This window comes from Pseudomonas sp. DCB_AW, from assembly GCF_026240895.1.
Classification (GTDB): Bacteria; Pseudomonadota; Gammaproteobacteria; order Pseudomonadales; family Pseudomonadaceae; genus Aquipseudomonas; species Aquipseudomonas kermanshahensis.
Genome location: NZ_JAPFCE010000001.1, coordinates 377,595 through 399,831, shown reverse-complemented (window position 1 = coordinate 399,831; position 22,237 = coordinate 377,595). Strand labels below are relative to the sequence as shown.

Below are 22,237 nucleotides of genomic sequence, written 5' to 3'. Positions count from 1 at the left end.
AGCGAGCACCGCAGTCACACAGGAACGGGTGGTTGCCGCTGTAGAACCGGTCCTTGGCCTCCCAGCCGGGGAGCTGGGTGAACCGCCCCTGGTTTCCTAGACACCTCCAATCCTCATAATGAGGCCAAATAGGAGGTGCCATGAGTCGTCAACGTTATCCCGAAGAATTCAGATCTAAGCGGCTAACACAAAAGACATTTGACATTTCTATCAGATGTCTTTTGCTCAACCAGGATCCACCAGAACTGAAAACTGAAATCGCTCCTGTTAGTAGGTGCGACTAAATTGCCTTGAGCCAGCTTCGCTCTTTAACCCAAAGAGACCAGTTAATTCCACACAGTTATCCGACCTGTAGAGTCTATGTGACTAAGGGCCTCCGGACCATTATAGGCTCGGTCTTCGAGACTAACTTCTAATTTGATCTTACTGTCAAATATCAAAACAATAATTTTTCCGCCTTCAGTTATGCTTGTGAGCGTCAAGCCAGTTAAGTCAGCGCCGGCTGGCGTGATTGAGCTAGAGTTAAAGATATTTAGTGTATTTCCGTTACTAAACTCAAGATGAGTACACTCATCTTGGGAGTCAATTGATACGACTCTGGAGTTTAGAATACTCTGTAAGATGCTCATATTGTTCACCTGATGGGGAAGTGGCTCTGTGAATTCGGCAATGTTTTGCCTGTATTAGGGTCAACACCTTGGCCAGACTTGTTCTCATATTTTATGTAGCCATTAGGATATCCCGGACTGCTCCCTCTTGCTGGAGTTGGTTGCATGAGGCGCATCGTGCTCACCTTACCATTATCTCCACCAGCCCCATTGACGAACGCTGTACCAGTTGTATTTCCCGACGGATTAACGACCGGTACGGGGCCTTCAGCACCCTTAGGTACTTTGAAGGTTGTTCCATCCGGTGCTACAACGAAGTCAGGCGTTTTAGAAGGCAGCAGCTTCTCAATATTTTTTCCACCTCGCGCAGCGTCCAATCCTAAGCTGGCTACCCCCGGTACGAAAGGTATCACGGACATTACAGCATCGAAGGCAATACCAGCAGCATCCGCCGCTGCAGCACCATAGTTTCCGCTGTCAATATTTTTCTGAAAACTATAGGTCCCTAGTGCAATACTTGCTCCCTCGATAACAAGCTCTGCGTATTTTCCATTTTTGTCGGTAAATTTGTAAGGGTTATTGTTTGTATAGGTGTAACGGTTGAAACTATGCAGGTTATCTGCTTTGAAATCGACGGGGTCTACCCCAGTGAATCGGCCCAAGAGTGGGTCGTAGTACCTCGCCCCCATGTACGACAGCCCTGTGCTGTCATCATGCGCCTTGCCGTGAAAACCAATCTTATTGTCACTGCTGGCAGCCGAGCGGGTCAGCTTGTCTCCATAGGGCTTGTAGCTCTCCTTCCATTTCAGGTTACCGGCGGCGTCGGTGGCCGCGATGGGGCTGCCAGAAATGTCATTGTGGTAGTAGGTCACCACTGCGGCCATGGCATTGTTGACCATGGCCATGCACAGCAGGGGGGTGCACAGCACCTTGGCAAATCTCTTCAACATGCTCATTGATTTAGTCCCTGGCATCCATTCAAGGGCTTACGCGGTTGAGGTAGAGATAAACTTTTCGACTTTGCTGTCAGGGAGCATCACTGCGGAAGTGGCTTCAGAAAAAAATCGGGACAACAACATTCGAGGGCAGCTATTTGCTTGGAAGTTAGGTTTCATGGGGCGGATACCTGACTCATGCCCAAGCGCGGTGAGGCGTAATAGAGCAACAGGATATTAATCCTAAACTGATTGACACTTACTAATTCAGAGATTAGCAGCCCACCCCGATTCTACTTTCAAAGGCAGGGTGGACTGGTCATCACTGGATGCCTATAGGTTCAGCAGGAAGCTACCTGACTGGAATTCGCACGTTCATAGGATGGCTGCCAGCGGCTCCCGCAGCTGTTCTAGCCATATATTTTTATTGCCAAAATAGTGGTCTCTCAACCTGTCTTCTACATGCTCAGCCGACCACACTGCGGCACATTCCAACTGTGTAGCTTGCTTCGCGGTGCCTGGCCTCATCGAGTCATCGCTGCTTCTGTAAATTTGAATGGATTTGCTGATTTCATCAACGACAAAATAGTCGCGCGGGGCAAGGAAAATCTCCCTAAGGGGGCGCTTTGCGATTTTTTTCCATCGTCCTCGAGTAATCGCGCTATTCATAACTGGAATAATAAACAACAAGTTATCAGTTATTGAATCTAACTCTGAAATGTCTTTGATTTGTTTGCCGATGTAGTCGAAAAAAGCGATTTCAGATCGACTCACGATCTGCCCATAAGCGTAGAGTGCCTCGCCTAAGTAAATCTCAAGAATCGCCCCGGGCGTGATGGTTTGTCTAGTCATATTCAGTCACCAACTACCCCAAGCTTCTCGTGCTTTTTGAAGATAATTTTCTCGATTAGGATTTCTCTCTGAAATACCATTAATCGCATTTCCTGATGTGCCCCCGGTTGATTTTGCACCACCATATCTTTCTATCATCATCTGCTCTCTCCCCCGAATCGCCTGTGCGTCTGTCGAGGACTTATCAAGCCTGGCAGGGCCGAAATTTTCACTATTTTTGTGATGATTACTATCTCTAGCGGCAATATTTTCAAAAGCGCTACCCTTTCCGCTTGTCCGGCCCGTATATACTTCCCCGGTGGCCGAGTTTGTCTTTGTATATGTCTGATAAGTTTTTTCAGCTCTTGTTGCTTCAGCAACGCGACCAACCGTCCGAGCGCTATCGACAACCTGCTCGGCAGCTCGAGCTTTCATGAGCAAGCCAGTCCCAGGAACCGGGCTTACTACCCCTATTGCGCTAGCTGCCACATCAGCAGCAGCTTGGGTGACTCCAACTCCGGTGTAAAGGGCTAATACAGAATGCTGTTTTGACACATCGTGAATGATGTCACGACTACGGGCAACCTTGTTCTCTGTCGCAAAACTAAATGCTCCATTAAAGCCAAACCTCCATACTCATACAAGAAGTGAGATGGACAATTGAGTTCTCAAGGCATAAGGCTCATTGACGACTTGCAGATTGGGTTGAGCCGACAAGCTCCCTCGGCGACCGTCATCCCCCGCAACGGTCGCCGAGCACGCGCAGTCCTGCTGGTTGTCCAATGACATCGCGTAACGTAATCGCCGAGTTGGCAGGGCTTTTCGTTATTTCCGTCACCCACTGATTCAAGCGCTTTCGAGCACGATGTCCTCGAGCCTGGTCGGATCTACTTAAGCAGGTAAATCCAATGGCCTGCGGCAAACTTGAGTCCAACGCTTGAGTAAGTCACTCAGCGCCGTATTGGCCCGCCACGCCGAAGCGGCGGTTAACATAGCACTTGCCCCCGGTGTTTCTCCGGCCATCATCAAGTGGATTTGGGCCTTGCACGACATCAGGCCGAATCCGATTCCTCGCGAACAACAATTGACAGCACCACCAATGGAATGGAGAAATTCATGATCAATTACTTCCCGCCCACGATAAAATTCAAGCGGCTACTCCACTGCCGCCCGAAATAATTAAATCCACTTTATCGAACCAAGCGAAACTTTCCTATTACATTTTACCTTGTACTCATGGCTTCTCTTGGCTCATGCACGATTATCGCTTGAGTTCGAAACACGGCCATCGCAAGCCAATTAAATCGATTACGAAAAAATCGAGCACATTCCATGGATAAGGCCGACTAGCAATCAGCTCAGAAATAAACTTCGAAAGCAGCTCAGGCTGAGCTAATGCCCTCGGCAATTGAGCATATCTTCGAGACAGACCTAAGTTTTTAATAAAAACATCGCTAAAGCCTAGCTCAGTAACAACGTTCCAATCAACACCTTGGGCATTCCAGAGCCTATGCTCGTGGGGGAGGTCTTCTCACATTAGTCTCGCGCTGAAGCGAAGCGGATCAACCGGACCGATCGCTCAGCCCAGAACGCACAAACCCCCGTAAATATGGGGGGTTGTGTGTTGTGTCAAACTATGTTGTTTGTCGCCAGCTTTTTAACTCTTGCCCGTCGGTTTATTCCACCGTCACCGACTTCGCCAAGTTACGCGGCTGGTCAACGTCGGTGCCCTTGAGCACCGCCACGTAGTACGACAGCAACTGCAGCGGGATGGTGTACAGGATCGGCGCCAGGGCGTCAGCGATGTGCGGCACCTTGATCACGTGGGTGCCTTCGCCGTTAGTCATGCCAGCGTGCTCGTCGGCAAACACCACCAACTCACCGCCACGGGCACGCACTTCCTGCAGGTTGGACTTGAGCTTCTCCAGCAGTTCGTTGTTCGGCGCCACGGTCACGACTGGCATGTCGTTATCCACAAGTGCCAGCGGGCCGTGCTTCAGCTCGCCTGCCGGGTAGGCTTCGGCGTGGATGTAGGAGATTTCCTTGAGCTTGAGCGCGCCTTCCATCGCTACCGGGTACTGGGCGCCGCGGCCCAGGAACAGGGTGTGGTGCTTGTCGGCGAACAGCTCGGCGATCTTCTCGACAGTTGCGTCCATGGCCAGTGCCTCGCCCAGGCGGGCCGGCAGGCGACGCAATTCTTCAACCAGCTCGGCTTCGACACCGGCTTCGAGGGTGCCGCGTACCTGGCCCAGGGCCAGGGTCAGCATCATCAGCGAGACCAGCTGGGTGGTGAACGCCTTGGTCGAAGCAACACCGATTTCCGGGCCAGCCAGGGTCAGCAGGGTCAGGTCGGATTCACGCACCAGCGAGCTGATGCCGACGTTGCAGATCGCCAGGCTGCCGAGGAAGCCCAGCTCCTTGGCGTTGCGCAGGGCAGCCAGGGTGTCGGCAGTCTCACCGGATTGCGAGATCGAGACGAACAGGGTGTCGGGCTGCACCACCACCTTGCGGTAGCGGAACTCACTGGCGACTTCGACCTGGCAAGGGATGCCGGCCAGGCTCTCCAGCCAGTAACGGGCGACCATGCCTGCGTGGTAGCTGGTGCCGCAGGCAACGATCTGTACGTTGCGCACTTTGGCGAACAGGTCGGCGGCTTTCGGGCCAAAGGCCTGTACCAGCACGTGGTCTTTGCCCAGACGGCCTTCCAGGGTGCGTTGGACCACGCTTGGCTGCTCGTGGATTTCCTTGAGCATGAAGTGACGGTAGTTGCCCTTGTCCGCCGCTTCTGCACCTTCGTGATACTGCACGGTTTCACGCTGGACCTTGTTGCCAGCCTGGTCCCAGATGCTGACCTGGTCACGGCGGATTTCAGCGATATCGCCTTCTTCCAGGTACATGAAACGGTCGGTGACCTGGCGCAGGGCCAGCTGGTCCGAGGCCAGGAAGTTCTCGCCAAGGCCCAGGCCGATCACCAGCGGGCTGCCGCTGCGAGCAGCTACCAGGCGGTCTGGCTGTTTAGCGCTGATCAGGGCCAGGCCATAAGCACCGTGCAGGCGCTTCACCGCAGCCTTCAGCGCGTCGGTCAGGTCTGCAACGGTCTTGAGCGTGTGGTGGATCAGGTGGACGATGACTTCGGTATCGGTCTGCGAGGTGAACACGTAGCCGAGGCCTTTGAGCTCTTCACGCAGTTCTTCGTGGTTCTCGATGATGCCGTTGTGCACGACCGCCAATTCACTGCCCGAGAAGTGTGGGTGGGCATTGCCTTCGGTTGGCGCGCCGTGGGTAGCCCAACGCGTGTGTGCGATACCCAGCTGGCCAACGAGCGGCTCGGCGGCCACGGCAGCTTCCAGCTCGCTGACCTTGCCAATCCGGCGGCGGCGCTCCAGCCCACCCTGCTGGCTGTAGACCGCCAGGCCGGCACTGTCGTACCCGCGGTACTCAAGGCGCTTGAGGCCTTCGATCAGGATGGCGGTGATATTACGTTCGGCTACGGCACCAACGATTCCACACATGTTCATTGCTCCTGGCTGATCGCGGCGCAAATCAGGTTGATGCCGCGGGCTTGAATTTGTTCGCGTGCCGCTGCGGGCAGGCGTTCGTCAGTAATGAGGGTATTCACGCTGCCCCACGGCAGCTCAAGGTTGGGGATTTTGCGCCCCACCTTGTCGGACTCGACCATCACGATCACCTCACGGGCGACCTCGGCCATGACTCGGCTCAGGCCCAGCAGCTCATTGAAGGTGGTGGTGCCCCGGTTGAGGTCGATGCCATCGGCACCGATGAACAGCTGATCGAAATCGTAGGAGCGCAGCACCTGCTCGGCAACCTGCCCCTGGAACGACTCGGAGTGCGGGTCCCAGGTACCACCGGTCATCAGCAATACAGGCTCATGCTCGAGATCGCTGATGGCGCGGGCCACGTTCAAGGAATTGGTCATCACCACCAGGCCAGGCTGTCGGCCCAGCTCGGGAATCATCGCGGCAGTGGTGCTGCCACTGTCGATGATGATCCGCGCATGTTCGCGGATACGCCCTACCGCCGCGCGGGCAATGGCCTTCTTGTAGGCAGACACGGGCTGGGCCGGCTCACCGAGCAGCTCTTGCGGCACCGGTACCGCACCGCCATAGCGGCGTAGCAACAGGCCGTTGGTTTCTAGGGCGGCGAGGTCTTTGCGAATGGTCACTTCCGAGGTTTCGAAGCGCTTGGCCAATGCATCCACACTCACCTCCCCTTGCTCACTGAGCATGGCCAGGATGTTGTGGCGGCGTTGAGGCGTGTTACGTTTCGACATGAGCGCTTAAGTTTCGTTTCGAAAGATAATGGTTGCAATCAAAACCTAAGACGCTCGTTTCGTCAAGCGGTTGCTGCCCTGTGGATAGTTTCACCCTTGTAGGAGCGGCCTTGTGTCGCGATGGGCCGCAACGCGGCCCCAGTGATTTCGAGGTAAAGCTCCATTTTGGGGCTGCGTTGCAGCCCATCGCGACACAAGGCCGCTCCTACAGGGACCGCAACTCACGCCCAAAAAAAAGCCGACTTATTCACATAAGTCGGCTTTCGATCGAACAGCTGTGTATAACTCAGCTCTTCTTGATCTTCTCCGGCCGCTTCCAGCCCGAGATGTTTCGCTGGCGCGCGCGGCCCACAGCCAGGTCGGCGGCTTCGACGGTCTGGGTGATAGTCGAACCGGCTGCCGTGGTCGCGCCGGCCTTGATTTCCACAGGCGCCACCAGTGAGTTGTTCGAACCGATGAACACGTCCTCACCCATCACGGTCTTGAACTTGTTGGCGCCATCATAGTTGCAGGTGATGGTGCCAGCGCCGATGTTGGTGCGCGCGCCAATTTCGGCGTCGCCCAGGTAGCTCAGGTGGCCTGCCTTGGCGCCTTCGCCCAAGTGAGCGTTTTTCAGCTCGACGAAGTTACCCACATGGGCCTTGGCATCCAGCACACTGCCTGGGCGCAGGCGAGCGAACGGGCCGGCATCGCTGCCCTCACCCATCACCGCACCTTCGATGTGGCTGTTAGCCTTGACCACCACACCCTTGCGCAGGGTGCTGTTCTTGATCACGCAGTTGGGGCCGATCTCTACGCCGTCTTCGATGACCACCTGGCCTTCGAGGATCACGTTGATGTCGATCAGCACATCGCGACCAACGGTCACTTCACCCCGTACATCGAACCGCGCCGGGTCACGCAGGGTGACGCCCTGGGCCATCAGGCGGCGGCCTGCGCGCAGCTGATAGTGGCGCTCGAGCTCGGACAGCTGGCGACGGTCGTTGGCGCCCTGCACTTCCATCGGGTCTTCAGGTTGCTCGGTGGCAACCACCAGGCCATCGGACACCGCCATGGCGATGACGTCGGTCAGGTAGTACTCGCCTTGGGCATTGTTATTCGACAAGCGGCTCATCCAGTCCGCCAGGCGCGCCGCAGGCAGGGCCAGAATGCCGGTGTTGCCTTCCTTGATCGCTTTCTGCGCGTCGCTGGCATCCTTGTGCTCAACGATGGCCGTCACCTTGCCCTGCTCGTCACGCACGATACGGCCATAGCCGGTCGGGTCTTCGAGGGTGACCGTGAGCAAGCCCAGCTGTTGATCATTGGCCTTGGCCAACAGGCGCTGCAAGGTCTCCACTTCGATCAACGGCACATCACCGTACAGCACCAGTACGGTGTCAGCGGTCAATGCTGGCAGCGCCTGGGCCACGGCATGGCCTGTACCCAGCTGCTTGTCCTGCATGACAAAGTTCAGATCGTCAGCTGCCAGGCGCTCACGCACCTGCTCGGCACCATGGCCAATGACCACGTGAATACCTTGCGGCTGGAGTTGACGCGCGCTGTGGATAACATGGCCAAGCATGGAGTTGCCGGCAACCGGGTGCAGCACCTTGGGCAGCGCCGAGCGCATGCGGGTACCTTGGCCGGCGGCGAGAATAACGATATCGAGTGACATTACTGGCTACCAATCCTGGGCGGTCAGTGAAATGACCGGGGGGAGAAATTCGGAAAAAGAAAAAGGGTAGCCGAGGCTACCCTTTTACTCAATCGCAACAGAAGTGATCAGCCCAGGGCCGATTACTTGCCTTTGCGCATTTGCTGGACGGTACGCAGCTGAGCTGCGGCCTCGGCCAGACGTGCGGCGGCGGCGCCGTAGTCGAAGTCCGCGCCTTTCAGATTCAGGGCGTTCTCGGCAGCCTTGAGGGCTTCCTGAGCCTGAGCTTCATCCAGGTCTGCAGCACGTTGCACGGTATCGGCAAGCACCTTGACCATGTTCGGCTGAACCTCGAGGAAACCACCAGAGATGTAAAACACCTCTTGGGCGCCACCCTGCTTGGTCAGCGTGATCGGACCTGGCTTCAGATTGGTGATCAGCGGCGCGTGGCCCGGAGCGATACCAAGATCACCCAGGTTACCGTGCGCAACCACCATCTCGACCAGACCGGAGAAAATCTCTCCTTCCGCGCTGACGATATCGCAATGGACTGTCATAGCCATCTGCTTGCCTCAACCTGATAGCGCCCCTTGCGGGGCGCAGGAATTACAGTTTCTTGGCTTTCTCGATCGCTTCGTCGATGCTGCCGACCATGTAGAACGCTTGTTCTGGCAGGTGGTCGTAGTCACCTTTGAGGATGCCGCTGAAGCCAGCGATGGTGTCTTTCAGGGAAACGTACTTGCCTGGCGAACCGGTGAAGACTTCGGCCACGAAGAACGGCTGCGACAGGAAGCGCTGGATCTTACGAGCGCGGGCTACCAGTTGCTTGTCGGTCTCGGACAGTTCGTCCATACCCAGGATGGCGATGATGTCTTTCAGCTCTTTGTAGCGCTGCAGAACATACTGAACGCCACGCGCGGTGTCGTAGTGCTCGTTGCCGATCACGTTCGGGTCCAGCTGACGCGAAGTCGAGTCCAGTGGGTCGACCGCTGGGTAGATACCCAGGGAGGCGATGTCACGGGACAGAACGACGGTGGCGTCCAAGTGGGCGAAGGTGGTCGCTGGCGACGGGTCGGTCAAGTCGTCCGCAGGTACGTATACGGCCTGAACGGAGGTGATCGAACCTTCCTTGGTGGAGGTGATGCGCTCTTGCAGAACGCCCATCTCTTCAGCCAGGGTCGGCTGGTAACCTACTGCCGAAGGCATACGGCCCAGCAGTGCGGATACTTCAGTACCGGCCAGGGTGTAACGATAGATGTTGTCGACGAACAGCAGAACGTCGTTACCTTCGTCACGGAACTTCTCAGCCATGGTCAGGCCGGTCAGCGCTACGCGCAGACGGTTTCCTGGTGGCTCGTTCATCTGACCGTAGACCAGCGCTACTTTGTCGAGAACGTTGGAGTCCTTCATCTCGTGGTAGAAGTCGTTACCCTCACGAGTACGCTCACCCACACCAGCGAACACGGAGTAACCGCTGTGTTCCATGGCGATGTTACGGATCAGTTCCATCATGTTTACGGTCTTGCCGACACCGGCACCACCGAACAGACCAACTTTACCACCCTTGGCGAACGGGCAAACCAGGTCGATAACCTTGATGCCGGTTTCCAGCAGGTCGTTGCCGCCTGCCTGGTCAGCGAACGAAGGCGCTGGCTGGTGGATACCGCGACGCTCTTCTTCACCGATCGGGCCGGCTTCGTCGATCGGGTTGCCCAGTACGTCCATGATACGGCCCAGGGTGGCCTTACCAACAGGAACGGAAATGGCAGCGCCGGTGTCGACGACATCCAGACCGCGCTTCAAGCCTTCGGTCGAGCCCATCGCAATAGTACGAACCACGCCGTCGCCCAGCTGCTGCTGAACTTCGAGGGTGGTTTCCGCGCCTTGTACTTTCAGCGCGTTGTATACACTCGGCACGACGTCACGTGGGAATTCCACGTCGATGACGGCGCCGATGATTTGAACGATACGTCCGCTACTCATAGCTGGATCCTCTGAATATGTGAACCGTTAAACCGCGGCAGCGCCGCCGACGATTTCCGAGATCTCCTGGGTGATCGCAGCCTGACGCGCCTTGTTGTAGATCAACTGAAGCTCTTTGATCAAATCACCGGCGTTGTCTGTGGCGTTCTTCATGGCGATCATCCGGGCCGCTTGTTCAGCAGCGTTGTTCTCGACCACCGCCTGGTATACCTGCGACTCCACATAACGCACCATCAAGCCGTCCAGCAGCTCTTTTGCGTCGGGTTCGTACAGGTAATCCCAGTGATGCTTGAGATCCTGATCCGGGGTTGCCACCAACGGTACCAATTGCTCGACCGTTGGCTTCTGGGTCATGGTATTGATGAACTTGTTCGAAACCACGGAGAGGCGATCGATACGGCCGTCCAGGTAGGCGTCCAGCATCACTTTGACGGAGCCGATCAGATCGTTGATCGATGGCTCTTCGCCCAGGTGGCTGATCGCGGCTACGACGTTGCCGCCAAAGATGCGGAAGAAAGTCGCACCCTTGCTGCCGATCACGCACAGGTCGATTTCCACGCCCTGTTCGCGGTTTGCGTTCATGTCCTTGACCAGGGCCTTGAACAGGTTGGTGTTCAAGCCACCGCACAGACCACGGTCACTGCTCACCACGATATAACCGGTGCGCTTAACAGGGCGCTCGATCATGAAAGGGTGGCGGTATTCCGGGTTGGCGTTGGCCAGATGACCGATCACCTGGCGGATACGCTCCGCGTAAGGACGGCTAGCAGCCATGCGCATTTGTGCCTTGCGCATTTTGCTGACCGCCACTTTCTCCATGGCGCTGGTAATTTTTTGCGTGCTTTTGATGCTCGCAATCTTACTGCGAATCTCTTTTGCGCCTGCCATGTATCACCTATCAGGTTAGCAAGCGGGGGCCTGGGCCCCCGCTGCGGCTTACCAGGTCTGGGTGGCCTTGAACTTCTCGATACCGGCTTTCAGGCCAGCGTCGATTTCGTCGTTGAAGTCACCCTTCACGTTGATCTTCGCCATCAGTTCAGCGTGATCACGGTTGAAGAAGGCGATCAGTGCTTGCTCGAAGCTACCGATCTTGGAGACTTCTACGTCAGTCAGGAAACCACGCTCAGCGGCGTACAGCGACAGGGCCATGTCCGCGATGGACATTGGCGCGTACTGCTTCTGCTTCATCAGCTCGGTAACGCGCTGACCATGCTCCAGCTGCTTGCGGGTCGCTTCGTCCAGATCGGAAGCGAACTGGGCGAATGCAGCCAGTTCACGGTACTGAGCCAGAGCGGTACGAATACCACCGGACAGCTTCTTGATGATCTTGGTCTGAGCGGCACCACCTACGCGGGATACCGAAACACCGGCGTTCACTGCAGGGCGGATGCCCGAGTTGAACATGGCCGATTCCAGGAAGATCTGACCGTCGGTGATCGAGATCACGTTGGTCGGAACGAACGCGGAAACGTCGCCAGCCTGGGTTTCGATGATCGGCAGCGCGGTCAGGGAACCGGTTTTGCCAGTCACAGCACCGTTGGTGAACTTCTCGACGTACTCTTCCGAAACGCGCGATGCACGCTCCAGCAGACGGGAGTGGAGATAGAACACGTCGCCTGGGTACGCTTCACGTCCTGGTGGACGGCGCAGCAGCAGGGAGATCTGACGGTAGGCAACGGCCTGCTTGGACAGGTCATCGTAAACGATCAGTGCGTCTTCACCGCGGTCACGGAAGAACTCGCCCATGGTGCAACCGGCGTATGGCGCCAGGAATTGCAGTGCGGCGGATTCCGAAGCACTGGCGACCACCACGATGGTGTTCTTCAGTGCGTCGTTTTCTTCCAGCTTGCGAACGATGTTGGCAACGGTGGAACGCTTCTGGCCGACAGCAACATACACACAGAAAATACCGGAGTCTTTCTGGTTGATGATGGCGTCGATGGCCATGGCGGTCTTGCCGATCTGACGGTCACCGATGATCAGCTCACGCTGGCCACGGCCGACAGGGATCATGGCGTCAACGGACTTGTAGCCAGTCTGTACAGGCTGGTCTACCGACTTACGCCAGATTACGCCTGGAGCAACTTTCTCGACCGCGTCGGTCTCGGTGTTGCCCAGCGGGCCTTTGCCGTCAATCGGGTTACCCAGTGCGTCGACGACGCGACCCAGCAGTTCCTTACCAACCGGAACTTCCAGGATGCGGCCGGTGCACTTGGCGCTCATGCCTTCGGCGAGGGTGTCGTATGCACCCAGGATCACTGCACCTACGGAGTCTTGCTCCAGGTTCAGGGCCATGCCGTAGACGCCGCCAGGGAACTCGATCATTTCGCCGTACATGACGTCGGCCAGACCGTGGATCCGCACGATACCGTCGGAAACCGAAACGACGGTACCTTCGTTACGGGCTTGGGAGCTCACATCGAGGTTGTCGATGCGGCCCTTGATGATTTCACTAATTTCGGAAGGATTGAGTTGCTGCATTGCTCTGCTGCCCCTTCAAACTCAAGATTTCAATGCTTCGGCCAGTTTCGCGATTTTGCCGCGAACAGAGCCATCGATTACCAGGTCACCAGCGCGGATGACGACGCCGCCAATCAGGCTGGCATCCTCCGACGCGTGCAGGCGCACTTCCTGGCCTAACCGTGCACTGAGAACCTTGGCGAGTTTGTCTTGCTGTTCTTGGTTCAACGCGAAGGCACTGGTGACTTCCACGTCCACGGATTTCTCTTGCTCGGCCTTGTACAGGTCGAACAGAGCGGCAATCTCCGGCAGAAGCAGGAGACGGTCGTTTTCCGCGGCAACATGAATGAAATTCTGTGCCTGTGCATTGAACTTGTCACCGCACACGTCAATGAACGTGGCGGCCTTTTCTGCGCTCGTCAGTCGCGGGGCCTTGAGCAGGCGCTGCATGGTGTCGTCTTGCGACACCGCAGCAGCCAGGCCGAGCATGGCTGACCAATTGGCCAGTTGCTGATGGGCCTGGGCATGCTCAAAGGCAGCCTTAGCGTAAGGTCGGGCCAACGTGGTCAGTTCTGCCATGATCGCCCTCGCTTAAATTTCAGCGGCCAGTTTGTTAACCAGCTCCGCATGCGCGTTTTGATCGATTGTGGCGCCAAGGATCTTTTCAGCACCGCCAACGGCCAGAGCACCCACTTGGGCACGCAGGGCGTCTTTAGCGCTGTTCAGTTCCTGTTCGATCTCGGCCAGAGCCTGAGCCTTCACACGGTCAGCTTCGACGCGGGCCTGTTCACGGGCTTCCTCGACAAGCTGAGCAGCGCGTTTCTTGCTTTGCTCAATGATTTCGGCTGCCTGTGCTTTAGCTTCACGCAGTTGCTGACCCGCTTTCTCTTGGGCCAGCTCCAGGTCGCGAGCTGCGCGGTTGGCAGCGTCCAAGCCATCGGCAATCTTCTTTTGGCGCTCTTGCAGAGCAGTGATGACCGGAGGCCATACGTACTTCATGCAGAAGAGTACAAAAATCAGGAAAGCAACGGATTGGCCAATCAGGGTTGCATTAATGTTCACGCCAACACCTCGCTCGGTCTTAATTCATACAGCAAATCAACTCGTGGTGACGAGTGATTAGCCGGCGATCTGACCAACGAACGGATTCGCGAAGGTGAAGAACAGAGCGATACCAACACCGATCATGGTTACGGCGTCGAGCAGACCGGCAACGATGAACATTTTAACCTGCAGCATCGGAACCATTTCTGGTTGACGAGCAGCGCCTTCCAGGAATTTGCCGCCCAGCAGGCCGAAACCAATGGCGGTACCCAGAGCACCCAGGCCGATCAGCAGAGCAACAGCGATAGCGGTCAGACCAACTACAGTTTCCATCTTTCCTCCCGACTTTTACGTCGTATTGGTTAGGTTTTTAGTTTGAAGCGGTAAAACAAATCGTGAGTACAGCTGCCCTTGCGGACTTTTTAAGCCCTCCCCCCGTACCGGCGAGGAAGGCTATCAGACACGCCAGGCGGTCTTAATGGTTATCTTCGTGCGCCATCGACAGGTAGACGATGGTCAGCATCATGAAGATGAAAGCTTGCAGGGTGATGATCAGGATGTGGAACACAGCCCACGCCCATTGCAGCACCACACCCAGGCCGCTCAGCCAGAGCAGGCCGGAGCCGAACATGACGGCGATCAGGATGAACACCAGCTCACCGGCGTACATGTTGCCGAACAGACGCAGGGCCAGCGAGATCGGCTTGGCGATCAGGGTGACGAATTCGAGCAGGAAGTTCACCGGGATCAGCAGGATCTGAACAAAGATGTTCTTGCTGCCGAACGGGTGCAGGGTCAGCTCACCGATGAAGCCGCCCAGGCCCTTGACCTTGATGCTGTAGAAGATGATCAGGGCGAACACGCTGAAGGCCATGGCCAGGGTCGCGTTCGGGTCGGTGGTCGACACGGCGCGGAACGGAATGTGCGGATCACCGGAGATCATGATGGCCAGCTGAGGAATCCAGTCGACCGGTACCAGGTCGACGGCGTTCATCAGGAATACCCAGACGAAGATGGTCAGCGCCAGCGGTGCGATCACCGGGCTACGGCCATGGAAGGAGTCCTTCACGCTGCCGTTGACGAAGTCGACCATCACTTCGACGAAGTTCTGCAGACCGCCAGGTTGGCCGGAGGTCGCCTTCTTCGCCGCCATGCGGAAGATGAACAGGAAGATCAGACCCAGCGCAACGGACCAGCCCAGGGTGTCCAGGTGGAACGCCCAGAAGCCCATTGCCTTGGCTTCTGCAGCCGAATGGGCGAAGCCCCAGCTGCCGTCTGGTAGTTGACCGTAGGTCAGGTTCTGCAAGTGGTGCTGGATATAGCCCGAAGCGGTTTCTGCTGCCATGGTTGCCTCAAACGCCCTAAGGTCTCGAAAGTCTTTTATTCATTAGCAGTGGCGCGAACCAGCTGACCATTAGGGTCAGCAGGAAGACGCCGAATACTGCTAACGGCGCCAATGGCTTCACTCCTGCGAAGGTCAGTGCAAACAGCACTGCCGTCAAAATCATTTTGCCTGCCTCGCCAGCGTAGAACGACTTGACGATGGCCTGCGCTGCCCGGGCTCCGCTGAAGCGAAATGCCTTCCAGGCGAAATACACATTGGGTAGCCAGGCAATCAAACCTCCGCAGAGACCTGAATATCCACTGACCGCCCCTTTCCACTGCCACAACACCAACGTTGCCAACAGCAGTACAACACATTGAGTCAGCAGTACCGGAAAAACCGCCCAGCGATGGAAAGGCAAGCGGTTTGGCGTGCGTATTTCCATCACAACTGCTCCTCGGAAGTCGACCAACAAGTCAGCTATGACTTGGCATAATTTGTGCCGACAAAATGCGCGCAGAGTATAGGGGTGGATTAACCCCTATTCAACTCTTCGTAGTGATTTCCGACTGCGCGCTACAACAGGAATTGTTTCAGCGGATGTGAGCAAGGACGCCTTGCAACTCGTCAAGCGAGTTATAGCGAATAACCAACTGGCCCTTGCCCTTGTTGCCATGACGGATCTGTACGGCAGAGCCCAGGCGCTCTGCGAGCCGCTGTTCAAGGCGTGCGATATCCGGATCAGGTTTGCTCGGTTCGACCGGATCAGGCTTGTCGCTGAGCCACTGACGCACCAGTGCCTCAGTTTGGCGCACGGTGAGGCCACGTGCGACAACATGACGCGCCCCCTCTTCCTGACGATGCTCTTCAAGACCGAGCAAAGCGCGCGCATGACCCATCTCCAGGTCACCATGGGCGAGCATGGTCTTGATCGCTTCAGGCAGGGTGATCAGGCGCAGCAGGTTGGCCACGGTAACCCGCGACTTGCCCACGGCATCCGCTACCTGCTGCTGGGTCAGTTCGAACTCCTGCTGCAGGCGCTGCAGCGCGAGGGCCTCTTCCAGGGGGTTGAGGTCTTCGCGCTGGATGTTTTCGATCAGCGCCATGGCGATGGCCGTTTCGTCCGGCACTTCGCGGACCATGGCCGGCACGGTGTCCAGGCCAGCCTGCTGGGTGGCGCGCCAACGGCGCTCACCGGCGATGATCTCGTAGCGGTTGTCGGCAATCGGGCGAACCACGATCGGCTGCATCACGCCATGGGTGCGGATCGAATGCGCGAGTTCTTCCAGCGCCACCGGGTCCATGTCGCGACGCGGCTGGTACTTGCCACGTTGAATCAGCTCGACCGGCAGGTGTTGCAGTTCTTTCTGGTCGATCTTGACAGCCTGCTCTTCGAGCGCGCTGACGGAAGGACCACTGAGCAGTGCATCCAACCCACGTCCGAGACCCCGTTTCTTAACGGCCATACGGATTCCTTAAGTTGTTTGTGCAGTGCGGGATGGACGGCGCTGACGGCGTACCAGTTCCCCAGCCAGGGCCAGATAAGCCAGCGCGCCACGCGATTGCTTGTCGTAGGCCAGGGCCGGCATGCCGAAGCTTGGGGCCTCGGCCAGGCGAATGTTGCGCGGGATGACCGTGTCGTACAGCTGCTCGCCGAAGTGTTCCTTGAGCTGGGCCGAAACATCGTTGTTCAGGCTCAGGCGCGGGTCGAACATGGTCCGCAACAGGCCTTCGATCTTCAGCTCCGGGTTCAACCGGGCGGCGATGCGCTTGATGTTATCCACAAGGTCACTGAGACCTTCCAGTGCGTAGTACTCGCACTGCATGGGGATAATGACGCCATCGGAGGCCACCAACGCGTTCAGCGTCAGCATCGACAACGACGGCGGGCAGTCGATGAGAATGAAGTCGTAGTTCTCGCGGATCGGCGCCAGGGCGTTGCGCAGGCGGCTTTCCTTGACCTGCATTTCCAGCAGCACCACTTCGGCGGCGGTCAGGTCACGGTTGGCCGGCAACAGTTGGAAACCACCGTGCTCGGAGTAATGCATGGCCTGAGCCAGGTCGCATTCCCCGATCAGCAGGTCGTATACCGAGTGCTCGAGCTCGTGCTTGTCGACACCGCTGCCCATGGTGGCGTTGCCTTGCGGATCGAGGTCGATCAGCAGCACACGACGTTTGGTCGCGGCCAGCGAAGCGGCGAGATTGATACAGGTGGTGGTCTTGCCCACACCACCTTTCTGGTTCGCGATTGCGAATACCTTAGCCATTGATGCGCGTGTTCCCAGTCATGCCTTGCGGCGCAGTATCAGCAGATGGCGCTGGCCCTGGCAACCCGGAACGGTCAGGGCCTGCTCGCTTTCCACTGTGAAGTCTGCGGGCAATGCTACCAGTTCATCGGCAGGATGCAGCCCCTTCATTGCAAGCCATTGCGTCCCGGTGTCGCCCAGATGGCGGGTCCAGTTGGTGAAGTTCTCCATGCTGCTGAAGGCACGAGAGATGATTCCGCTGAACGGTTGCGCCGGTTTGAATGCTTCGACCCGGCTGTGGATAACCTGCAGGTTGTCCAGCTTGAGTTCCATTTTGACCTGGGTCAGGAAGCGGGTCTTCTTGCCATTGCTGTCCAGAACCGTCACTTGCTTGTGCGGGTGCAGGATAGCCAAGGGGATGCCTGGCATGCCACCCCCACTGCCGACATCCAGCCAGTTATCGCGCTCGCTGTGGATAAACGACATGACGCTGAGGCTGTCGAGCAGATGCCGCGAAACCATCTCGTCCGGATCGCGCACGGCAGTCAGGTTGTAGGCCTTGTTCCATTTGATCAACAGGGCCAGGTAGCCCAGCAGCATCTCGTGCTGCTGCGCGCTCAGCTCGATGCCGAGCTGGCGCGCGCCTGTGGACAATTCTTCGGCGTGTTGCGGGGTGACCAGGGAACTCAAGCGCTTTGCTCCAATTCGCGGCCTGCGCCGCGTTTTTTCAGATGAATCAGCAGCAGCGAAATGGCCGCTGGTGTCACACCAGGGATACGCGAAGCCTGGCCCAACGTCTCGGGACGGGTCTGGCCAAGCTTGCCCTGGATTTCCTTCGACAGGCCAGAAATCGTGGTGTAGTCGATATCCACAGGCAGGCGGGTGTCTTCGCTGGCGCGCAGCCGAGCGATTTCGTCCTGCTGGCGGTCGATGTAGCCCGCGTACTTGGTCTTGATCTCGACCTGCTCGGCAACCTGTGGATCAATTTCATCACCACCGGTGGCCTCGATCAGGCCGGCGTAGTCGATTTCCGGCCGCGCCAACAGGTTGAGCAGGCTGTATTCGTGGCTCAACGGCGTGCCGAACTTATCCACAACTGCCTGGCCCTGCGGCGTATTCGGGCGAACCCAAGTCGACTTCAGGCGCTGTTCCTCACGCTCGATGCCATCACGCTTGGCGCAGAACGCGGCCCAACGCTGGTCATCGATCAGGCCCAGTTCGCGGCCTTTTTCGGTCAGGCGCAGGTCGGCGTTGTCTTCGCGCAGGATCAACCGGTACTCGGCACGCGAGGTGAACATGCGGTACGGCTCCTGGGTACCCAGGGTGATCAGGTCGTCGACCAGTACGCCGATGTACGCCTCGTCGCGCCGCGGGCACCAGCTTTCGCGGCCTTGCGCACGCAGCGCAGCGTTGGTACCGGCCAACAGGCCTTGTGCACCGGCTTCTTCGTAACCGGTGGTGCCGTTGATCTGGCCAGCGAAGAACAGGCCGCCGATGACTTTGGTCTCGAGGCTGTACTTCAGGTCACGCGGGTCGAAGTAGTCGTACTCGATGGCGTAGCCCGGGCGCACGATGTGGGCGTTTTCCATGCCGCGAATCGAGCGCACCAGCTCCAGCTGCACGTCGAACGGCAGCGACGTCGAGATGCCGTTGGGGTACAGCTCATGGGTGTTCAGGCCTTCCGGCTCGATGAATACCTGGTGGCTTTCCTTGTCGGCAAAACGGTGGATCTTGTCTTCGATCGATGGGCAGTAGCGCGGGCCAACACCTTCGATCACACCCGAGTACATCGGCGAACGGTCGAGGTTCGACGCGATGATTTCGTGGGTACGGGCGTTGGTGTGGGTAATCCAGCAGCTCACCTGGCGCGGGTGCATCTGCGCGTTGCCCATGAACGACATGACCGGGATCGGCGTATCGCCCGGTTGCTCGGTCATGACCGAGAAGTCTACCGACCGGCCATCGATACGCGGCGGGGTACCGGTTTTCAAACGGCCTACGCGCAGCGGCAGTTCACGCATGCGGTGCGCCAGGGCAATCGAAGGCGGATCGCCGGCGCGACCGCCGGAATGGTTTTGCAAACCAATGTGGATAAGGCCACCGAGGAAGGTCCCGGTCGTCAGTACCACGGAGTCGGCAAAGAAGCGCAGGCCCATCTGGGTCACTACGCCTTTGACCTGGTCCTGTTCGACGATCAGGTCGTCGCAGGATTGCTGGAATATCCACAGGTTTGGCTGGTTTTCCAGGATTTCGCGAACCACAGCCTTGTAAATGGCGCGGTCAGCTTGCGCTCGGGTGGCGCGTACGGCCGGGCCTTTGCGGTTGTTCAAAACGCGGAACTGGATGCCGCTCTTATCGGTGGCCAATGCCATGGCACCGCCGAGCGCATCGATCTCTTTGACCAGATGGCTTTTGCCAATACCGCCAATCGCGGGGTTGCAGCTCATGTGACCGAGGGTTTCCACGTTATGGGTCAGCAGCAGGGTTTTCACACCCATGCGTGCAGACGCAAGCGCAGCCTCGGTACCGGCATGGCCGCCGCCGATGACGATCACTTCAAAACGGGAAGGGAAATCCACCACGCACCTCGTGCCTGTTTTTGCGAATAGAGAAGGTAAGCGGACAAGTATAGGGACTTACCCCCTTGCAAAGGAACCGCTTGCGCAAAATTTGATCAGGCTGTGGATGAGTGGCAGACAACAAAAACAACGAAGAGAGATTTAAAAAAGCTTTGTTTTTATGTTTATTCTTATGCACACACCTTTCTGTGGATAAGGTTCTAGATCCCTTATGTGGCGGTGTGTACAGAGAAATTAAACCCTGTTATCCAAGTGCCATAAGGCCTCTGGATAACGTCCTTTAGCCTGTGGATTAAATGCGTATTTATGCACAGGCGTTTTTTTCCTCAAGAAAAAGAGGGGGTTATCAAGAGAGCTGATGGAGGGTTTTCCACAGGGTACAGCTGGGCCTTTTTTGTACCTGTTGATGAAAAAAGCCGGATTACCGCAGCCGTTCGGCAATCCACAGACCGTCCCAGCGGGCCGGTGGGCCGAAAAGGTTGTTCAGCAAGTTGGGGTGAGAGGTGCGATTGCTTGCCGCGAGATAGGGTGAAGGCAGCCAGGTGCTTGTCTTGGGTTATGAGGGACGGCGTAAATCGAGCGCCGCCCGCGCGGCGCTTCGCAGCGCAAGGCTGCTCCTACATCGGTTTCGGGCCAGTAACGCCTGTCCCAGCGCGCGCGACCGCCTTGTTTGTTCCACACGATATTGAGCTAGGCACCAAGGGGCCGCGCGCCTCAGTCTCAGGATTGACTGGCCCGATAAAAATGTAGGAGCAGCCTTGCGCTGCGAAGCGCCGCGCGGGCGGCGCTCGATCTCAAGGGCGTAAAAACTCCACCGCCAAACACCCAAAAAAAAGCCGCTCCCGGAGGAGCGGCCTGGTGTTGCGAGTGCCTTTTGAAGGCCTGTGGATTACTTACCGATGCAGAAACTGGAGAAGATGCGCCCCAACAGGTCATCCGAGCTGAACGACCCTGTGATCTCTCCCAGGGCCTGCTGAGCCTGTCGCAGGTCCTCGGCCAGCAGCTCACCGGCCCCCGCCAGGGTCAATTGCGCGCGGCCATGCTCCAGGTGATCGCTGGCCTGGCGCAGGGCATCAAGGTGGCGCCGGCGGGCGCTGAAACCGCTCTCGGCGGTCTGTTCATAACCCATGCAGGCCTTGAGGTGGTCGCGCAGCAACTGCAAGCCACTGTCGTCGTCCTTGGCGCTGAGGGTGATGGTCACATGGCCGTCGTCACACTGTTCCAGGCCCACGGCCTCACCACTGAGGTCAGCCTTGTTGCGGATCAGGGTGACTTTGCCAGGGTCTGGCCGCTGATCGAGGAACTCAGGCCAGAGGGCGAACGGGTCTGCGGCTTCCGGGGCTGTGGAATCCACCACCAGCAATACACGATCCGCTTCGCCAATGGCCTTGAGCGCCCGCTCTACGCCGATCTTTTCCACATGGTCATCGGTATCACGCAGGCCTGCAGTGTCGACCACATGCAACGGCATGCCATCGATGTGGATATGTTCACGCAGGATGTCGCGGGTGGTGCCGGCGATGTCGGTAACGATGGCGGCTTCGCGGCCGGCCAGCCGATTCAGCAGGCTGGATTTACCCGCATTCGGACGGCCGGCAATCACTACGGTCATGCCATCGCGCAGCAAAGCGCCCTGCCCGGCTTCGCGTTGCACTGTGGACAACTCGCCACGCACCGCGTCCAGCATCGACAGCACGTGGCCATCGGCGAGGAAGTCGATCTCCTCCTCAGGGAAGTCGATCGCCGCTTCGACATAGATCCGCAAGGCGATCAGCGCCTCGGTAAGGCTGTGCACACGCTTGGAGAACTCACCTTGTAGCGAACGCAAGGCATTGCGCGCGGCCTGGCTGGAGCTGGCCTCGATAAGGTCGGCGATCGCCTCGGCTTGCGCCAGGTCGAGCTTGTCGTTGAGAAACGCACGCTCGCTGAACTCACCGGGCCGGGCCAGGCGGCAACCAAGTTGTACACAGCGTTGCAGCAGCATGTCGAGGACCACCGGCCCACCATGCCCCTGCAGCTCGAGCACATCCTCACCGGTGAACGAGTTCGGCCCCGGGAAGTACAACGCGATGCCTTCGTCCAGGACCAGCCCCTGGTCATCACGGAAGGGCCCGTAATGCGCATGGCGAGGCGTTAGGGTGCGGCCGGTGATGAGCTGGCCTGCCTTGGCCGCCAGAGGGCCAGACAAGCGGACAATGCCCACGCCACCGCGGCCTTGGGCGGTAGCGATGGCAGCGATGGTCTCACGCACAGTGTTCATGCTCGAAAGCCTCTACGACAAAAACGACAGATAGCAAAAACGC

General features: G+C 57.7%; 20 protein-coding genes. All 20 read right to left on the bottom strand.

Going from position 1 to position 22,237, the window contains the following annotated elements:
- Window positions 1–634: 634 nt before the first annotated feature.
- Window positions 635–1,564 (bottom strand): RHS repeat domain-containing protein, encoded by a 930-nt coding sequence (locus OO306_RS01890; RefSeq protein ID WP_265967493.1) that lies wholly within the window; start codon window positions 1,562–1,564, stop codon window positions 635–637.
- 354 nt (window positions 1,565–1,918) lie between these two features.
- Window positions 1,919–2,395 carry an Imm26 family immunity protein gene (locus OO306_RS01885; protein WP_265967492.1) on the bottom strand — a complete coding sequence of 159 codons (477 nt, stop codon included), beginning with the start codon at window positions 2,393–2,395 and terminating at the stop codon, window positions 1,919–1,921.
- A 6-nt stretch (window positions 2,396–2,401) separates the two neighbouring features.
- A complete protein-coding gene (locus tag OO306_RS01880; RefSeq protein ID WP_265967491.1) occupies window positions 2,402–2,809 on the bottom strand; it encodes a hypothetical protein in 408 nt (135 codons plus the stop codon).
- A gap of 1,241 nt (window positions 2,810–4,050) precedes the next feature.
- Window positions 4,051–5,886, bottom strand: coding sequence for a glutamine--fructose-6-phosphate transaminase (isomerizing) (glmS, locus tag OO306_RS01875; RefSeq protein WP_085272141.1), 1,836 nt, complete (start codon window positions 5,884–5,886; stop codon window positions 4,051–4,053).
- Between the two features lie 2 nt (window positions 5,887–5,888).
- The gene (locus OO306_RS01870; protein WP_027592080.1) at window positions 5,889–6,665 is read right to left on the bottom strand and encodes a DeoR/GlpR family DNA-binding transcription regulator; all 777 of its coding nucleotides are present in this window, start codon (window positions 6,663–6,665) and stop codon (window positions 5,889–5,891) included.
- Window positions 6,666–6,951: 286 nt separating this feature from the next.
- The gene (gene glmU, locus OO306_RS01865) at window positions 6,952–8,319 is read right to left on the bottom strand and encodes a bifunctional UDP-N-acetylglucosamine diphosphorylase/glucosamine-1-phosphate N-acetyltransferase GlmU (RefSeq protein WP_027592079.1); all 1,368 of its coding nucleotides are present in this window, start codon (window positions 8,317–8,319) and stop codon (window positions 6,952–6,954) included.
- A 122-nt stretch (window positions 8,320–8,441) separates the two neighbouring features.
- A complete protein-coding gene (locus OO306_RS01860; RefSeq protein ID WP_016489909.1) occupies window positions 8,442–8,861 on the bottom strand; it encodes a F0F1 ATP synthase subunit epsilon in 420 nt (139 codons plus the stop codon).
- Between the two features lie 43 nt (window positions 8,862–8,904).
- A complete protein-coding gene (gene atpD / locus OO306_RS01855) occupies window positions 8,905–10,281 on the bottom strand; it encodes a F0F1 ATP synthase subunit beta (RefSeq protein ID WP_016489910.1) in 1,377 nt (458 codons plus the stop codon).
- 27 nt (window positions 10,282–10,308) lie between these two features.
- Window positions 10,309–11,169 (bottom strand): F0F1 ATP synthase subunit gamma, encoded by an 861-nt coding sequence (atpG, locus tag OO306_RS01850; protein ID WP_016489911.1) that lies wholly within the window; start codon window positions 11,167–11,169, stop codon window positions 10,309–10,311.
- Window positions 11,170–11,217: 48 nt separating this feature from the next.
- Window positions 11,218–12,762 carry a F0F1 ATP synthase subunit alpha gene (gene atpA / locus OO306_RS01845; protein WP_099430841.1) on the bottom strand — a complete coding sequence of 515 codons (1,545 nt, stop codon included), beginning with the start codon at window positions 12,760–12,762 and terminating at the stop codon, window positions 11,218–11,220.
- Between the two features lie 21 nt (window positions 12,763–12,783).
- Window positions 12,784–13,320: a F0F1 ATP synthase subunit delta gene (locus OO306_RS01840; RefSeq protein WP_003253191.1), complete on the bottom strand. Its 537-nt coding sequence runs from the start codon at window positions 13,318–13,320 to the stop codon at window positions 12,784–12,786.
- Window positions 13,321–13,332: 12 nt separating this feature from the next.
- Entirely contained in the window at window positions 13,333–13,803 is a 471-nt protein-coding gene (locus OO306_RS01835) for a F0F1 ATP synthase subunit B (protein ID WP_003253189.1), read from the bottom strand.
- Between the two features lie 57 nt (window positions 13,804–13,860).
- A complete protein-coding gene (atpE, locus tag OO306_RS01830; RefSeq protein WP_003097235.1) occupies window positions 13,861–14,118 on the bottom strand; it encodes a F0F1 ATP synthase subunit C in 258 nt (85 codons plus the stop codon).
- A gap of 142 nt (window positions 14,119–14,260) precedes the next feature.
- Window positions 14,261–15,130 carry a F0F1 ATP synthase subunit A gene (gene atpB, locus OO306_RS01825; RefSeq protein ID WP_265967490.1) on the bottom strand — a complete coding sequence of 290 codons (870 nt, stop codon included), beginning with the start codon at window positions 15,128–15,130 and terminating at the stop codon, window positions 14,261–14,263.
- Window positions 15,131–15,146: 16 nt separating this feature from the next.
- A complete protein-coding gene (locus OO306_RS01820) occupies window positions 15,147–15,554 on the bottom strand; it encodes a F0F1 ATP synthase subunit I (RefSeq protein WP_027592077.1) in 408 nt (135 codons plus the stop codon).
- 148 nt (window positions 15,555–15,702) lie between these two features.
- Window positions 15,703–16,575, bottom strand: coding sequence for a ParB/RepB/Spo0J family partition protein (locus OO306_RS01815; protein ID WP_027592076.1), 873 nt, complete (start codon window positions 16,573–16,575; stop codon window positions 15,703–15,705).
- A gap of 9 nt (window positions 16,576–16,584) precedes the next feature.
- Window positions 16,585–17,376, bottom strand: coding sequence for a ParA family protein (locus OO306_RS01810; protein ID WP_027592075.1), 792 nt, complete (start codon window positions 17,374–17,376; stop codon window positions 16,585–16,587).
- Between the two features lie 18 nt (window positions 17,377–17,394).
- Window positions 17,395–18,045, bottom strand: a complete 651-nt coding sequence (rsmG, locus tag OO306_RS01805) for a 16S rRNA (guanine(527)-N(7))-methyltransferase RsmG (protein ID WP_186679315.1) — start codon at window positions 18,043–18,045, stop codon at window positions 17,395–17,397.
- Complete coding sequence (mnmG, locus tag OO306_RS01800) at window positions 18,042–19,934, bottom strand: tRNA uridine-5-carboxymethylaminomethyl(34) synthesis enzyme MnmG (RefSeq protein ID WP_085272138.1); 1,893 nt, start codon at window positions 19,932–19,934, stop codon at window positions 18,042–18,044. The genes rsmG and mnmG overlap by 4 nt, the downstream gene beginning before the upstream one ends.
- An 889-nt stretch (window positions 19,935–20,823) precedes the next feature.
- Window positions 20,824–22,194 (bottom strand): tRNA uridine-5-carboxymethylaminomethyl(34) synthesis GTPase MnmE, encoded by a 1,371-nt coding sequence (gene mnmE, locus OO306_RS01795; RefSeq protein ID WP_265967489.1) that lies wholly within the window; start codon window positions 22,192–22,194, stop codon window positions 20,824–20,826.
- Window positions 22,195–22,237 lie beyond the last annotated feature (43 nt).

Bases quoted from the DNA above. Each gene is read 5' to 3' on its own strand.
- glmU (WP_027592079.1), bottom strand. From the start codon at position 8,319: ATGTCACTCGATATCGTTATTCTCGCCGCCGGCCAAGGTACCCGCATG.
- OO306_RS01820 (WP_027592077.1), bottom strand. From the start codon at position 15,554: ATGGAAATACGCACGCCAAACCGCTTGCCTTTCCATCGCTGGGCGGTT.
- OO306_RS01860 (WP_016489909.1), bottom strand. From the start codon at position 8,861: ATGGCTATGACAGTCCATTGCGATATCGTCAGCGCGGAAGGAGAGATT.
- OO306_RS01885 (WP_265967492.1), bottom strand. From the start codon at position 2,395: ATGACTAGACAAACCATCACGCCCGGGGCGATTCTTGAGATTTACTTA.
- OO306_RS01890 (WP_265967493.1), bottom strand. From the start codon at position 1,564: ATGAGCATGTTGAAGAGATTTGCCAAGGTGCTGTGCACCCCCCTGCTG.
- OO306_RS01810 (WP_027592075.1), bottom strand. From the start codon at position 17,376: ATGGCTAAGGTATTCGCAATCGCGAACCAGAAAGGTGGTGTGGGCAAG.
- atpD (WP_016489910.1), bottom strand. From the start codon at position 10,281: ATGAGTAGCGGACGTATCGTTCAAATCATCGGCGCCGTCATCGACGTG.
- atpA (WP_099430841.1), bottom strand. From the start codon at position 12,762: ATGCAGCAACTCAATCCTTCCGAAATTAGTGAAATCATCAAGGGCCGC.
- OO306_RS01880 (WP_265967491.1), bottom strand. From the start codon at position 2,809: ATGAAAGCTCGAGCTGCCGAGCAGGTTGTCGATAGCGCTCGGACGGTT.
- atpE (WP_003097235.1), bottom strand. From the start codon at position 14,118: ATGGAAACTGTAGTTGGTCTGACCGCTATCGCTGTTGCTCTGCTGATC.
- mnmE (WP_265967489.1), bottom strand. From the start codon at position 22,194: ATGAACACTGTGCGTGAGACCATCGCTGCCATCGCTACCGCCCAAGGC.
- atpB (WP_265967490.1), bottom strand. From the start codon at position 15,130: ATGGCAGCAGAAACCGCTTCGGGCTATATCCAGCACCACTTGCAGAAC.
- atpG (WP_016489911.1), bottom strand. From the start codon at position 11,169: ATGGCAGGCGCAAAAGAGATTCGCAGTAAGATTGCGAGCATCAAAAGC.
- OO306_RS01815 (WP_027592076.1), bottom strand. From the start codon at position 16,575: ATGGCCGTTAAGAAACGGGGTCTCGGACGTGGGTTGGATGCACTGCTC.
- OO306_RS01870 (WP_027592080.1), bottom strand. From the start codon at position 6,665: ATGTCGAAACGTAACACGCCTCAACGCCGCCACAACATCCTGGCCATG.
- glmS (WP_085272141.1), bottom strand. From the start codon at position 5,886: ATGTGTGGAATCGTTGGTGCCGTAGCCGAACGTAATATCACCGCCATC.
- OO306_RS01840 (WP_003253191.1), bottom strand. From the start codon at position 13,320: ATGGCAGAACTGACCACGTTGGCCCGACCTTACGCTAAGGCTGCCTTT.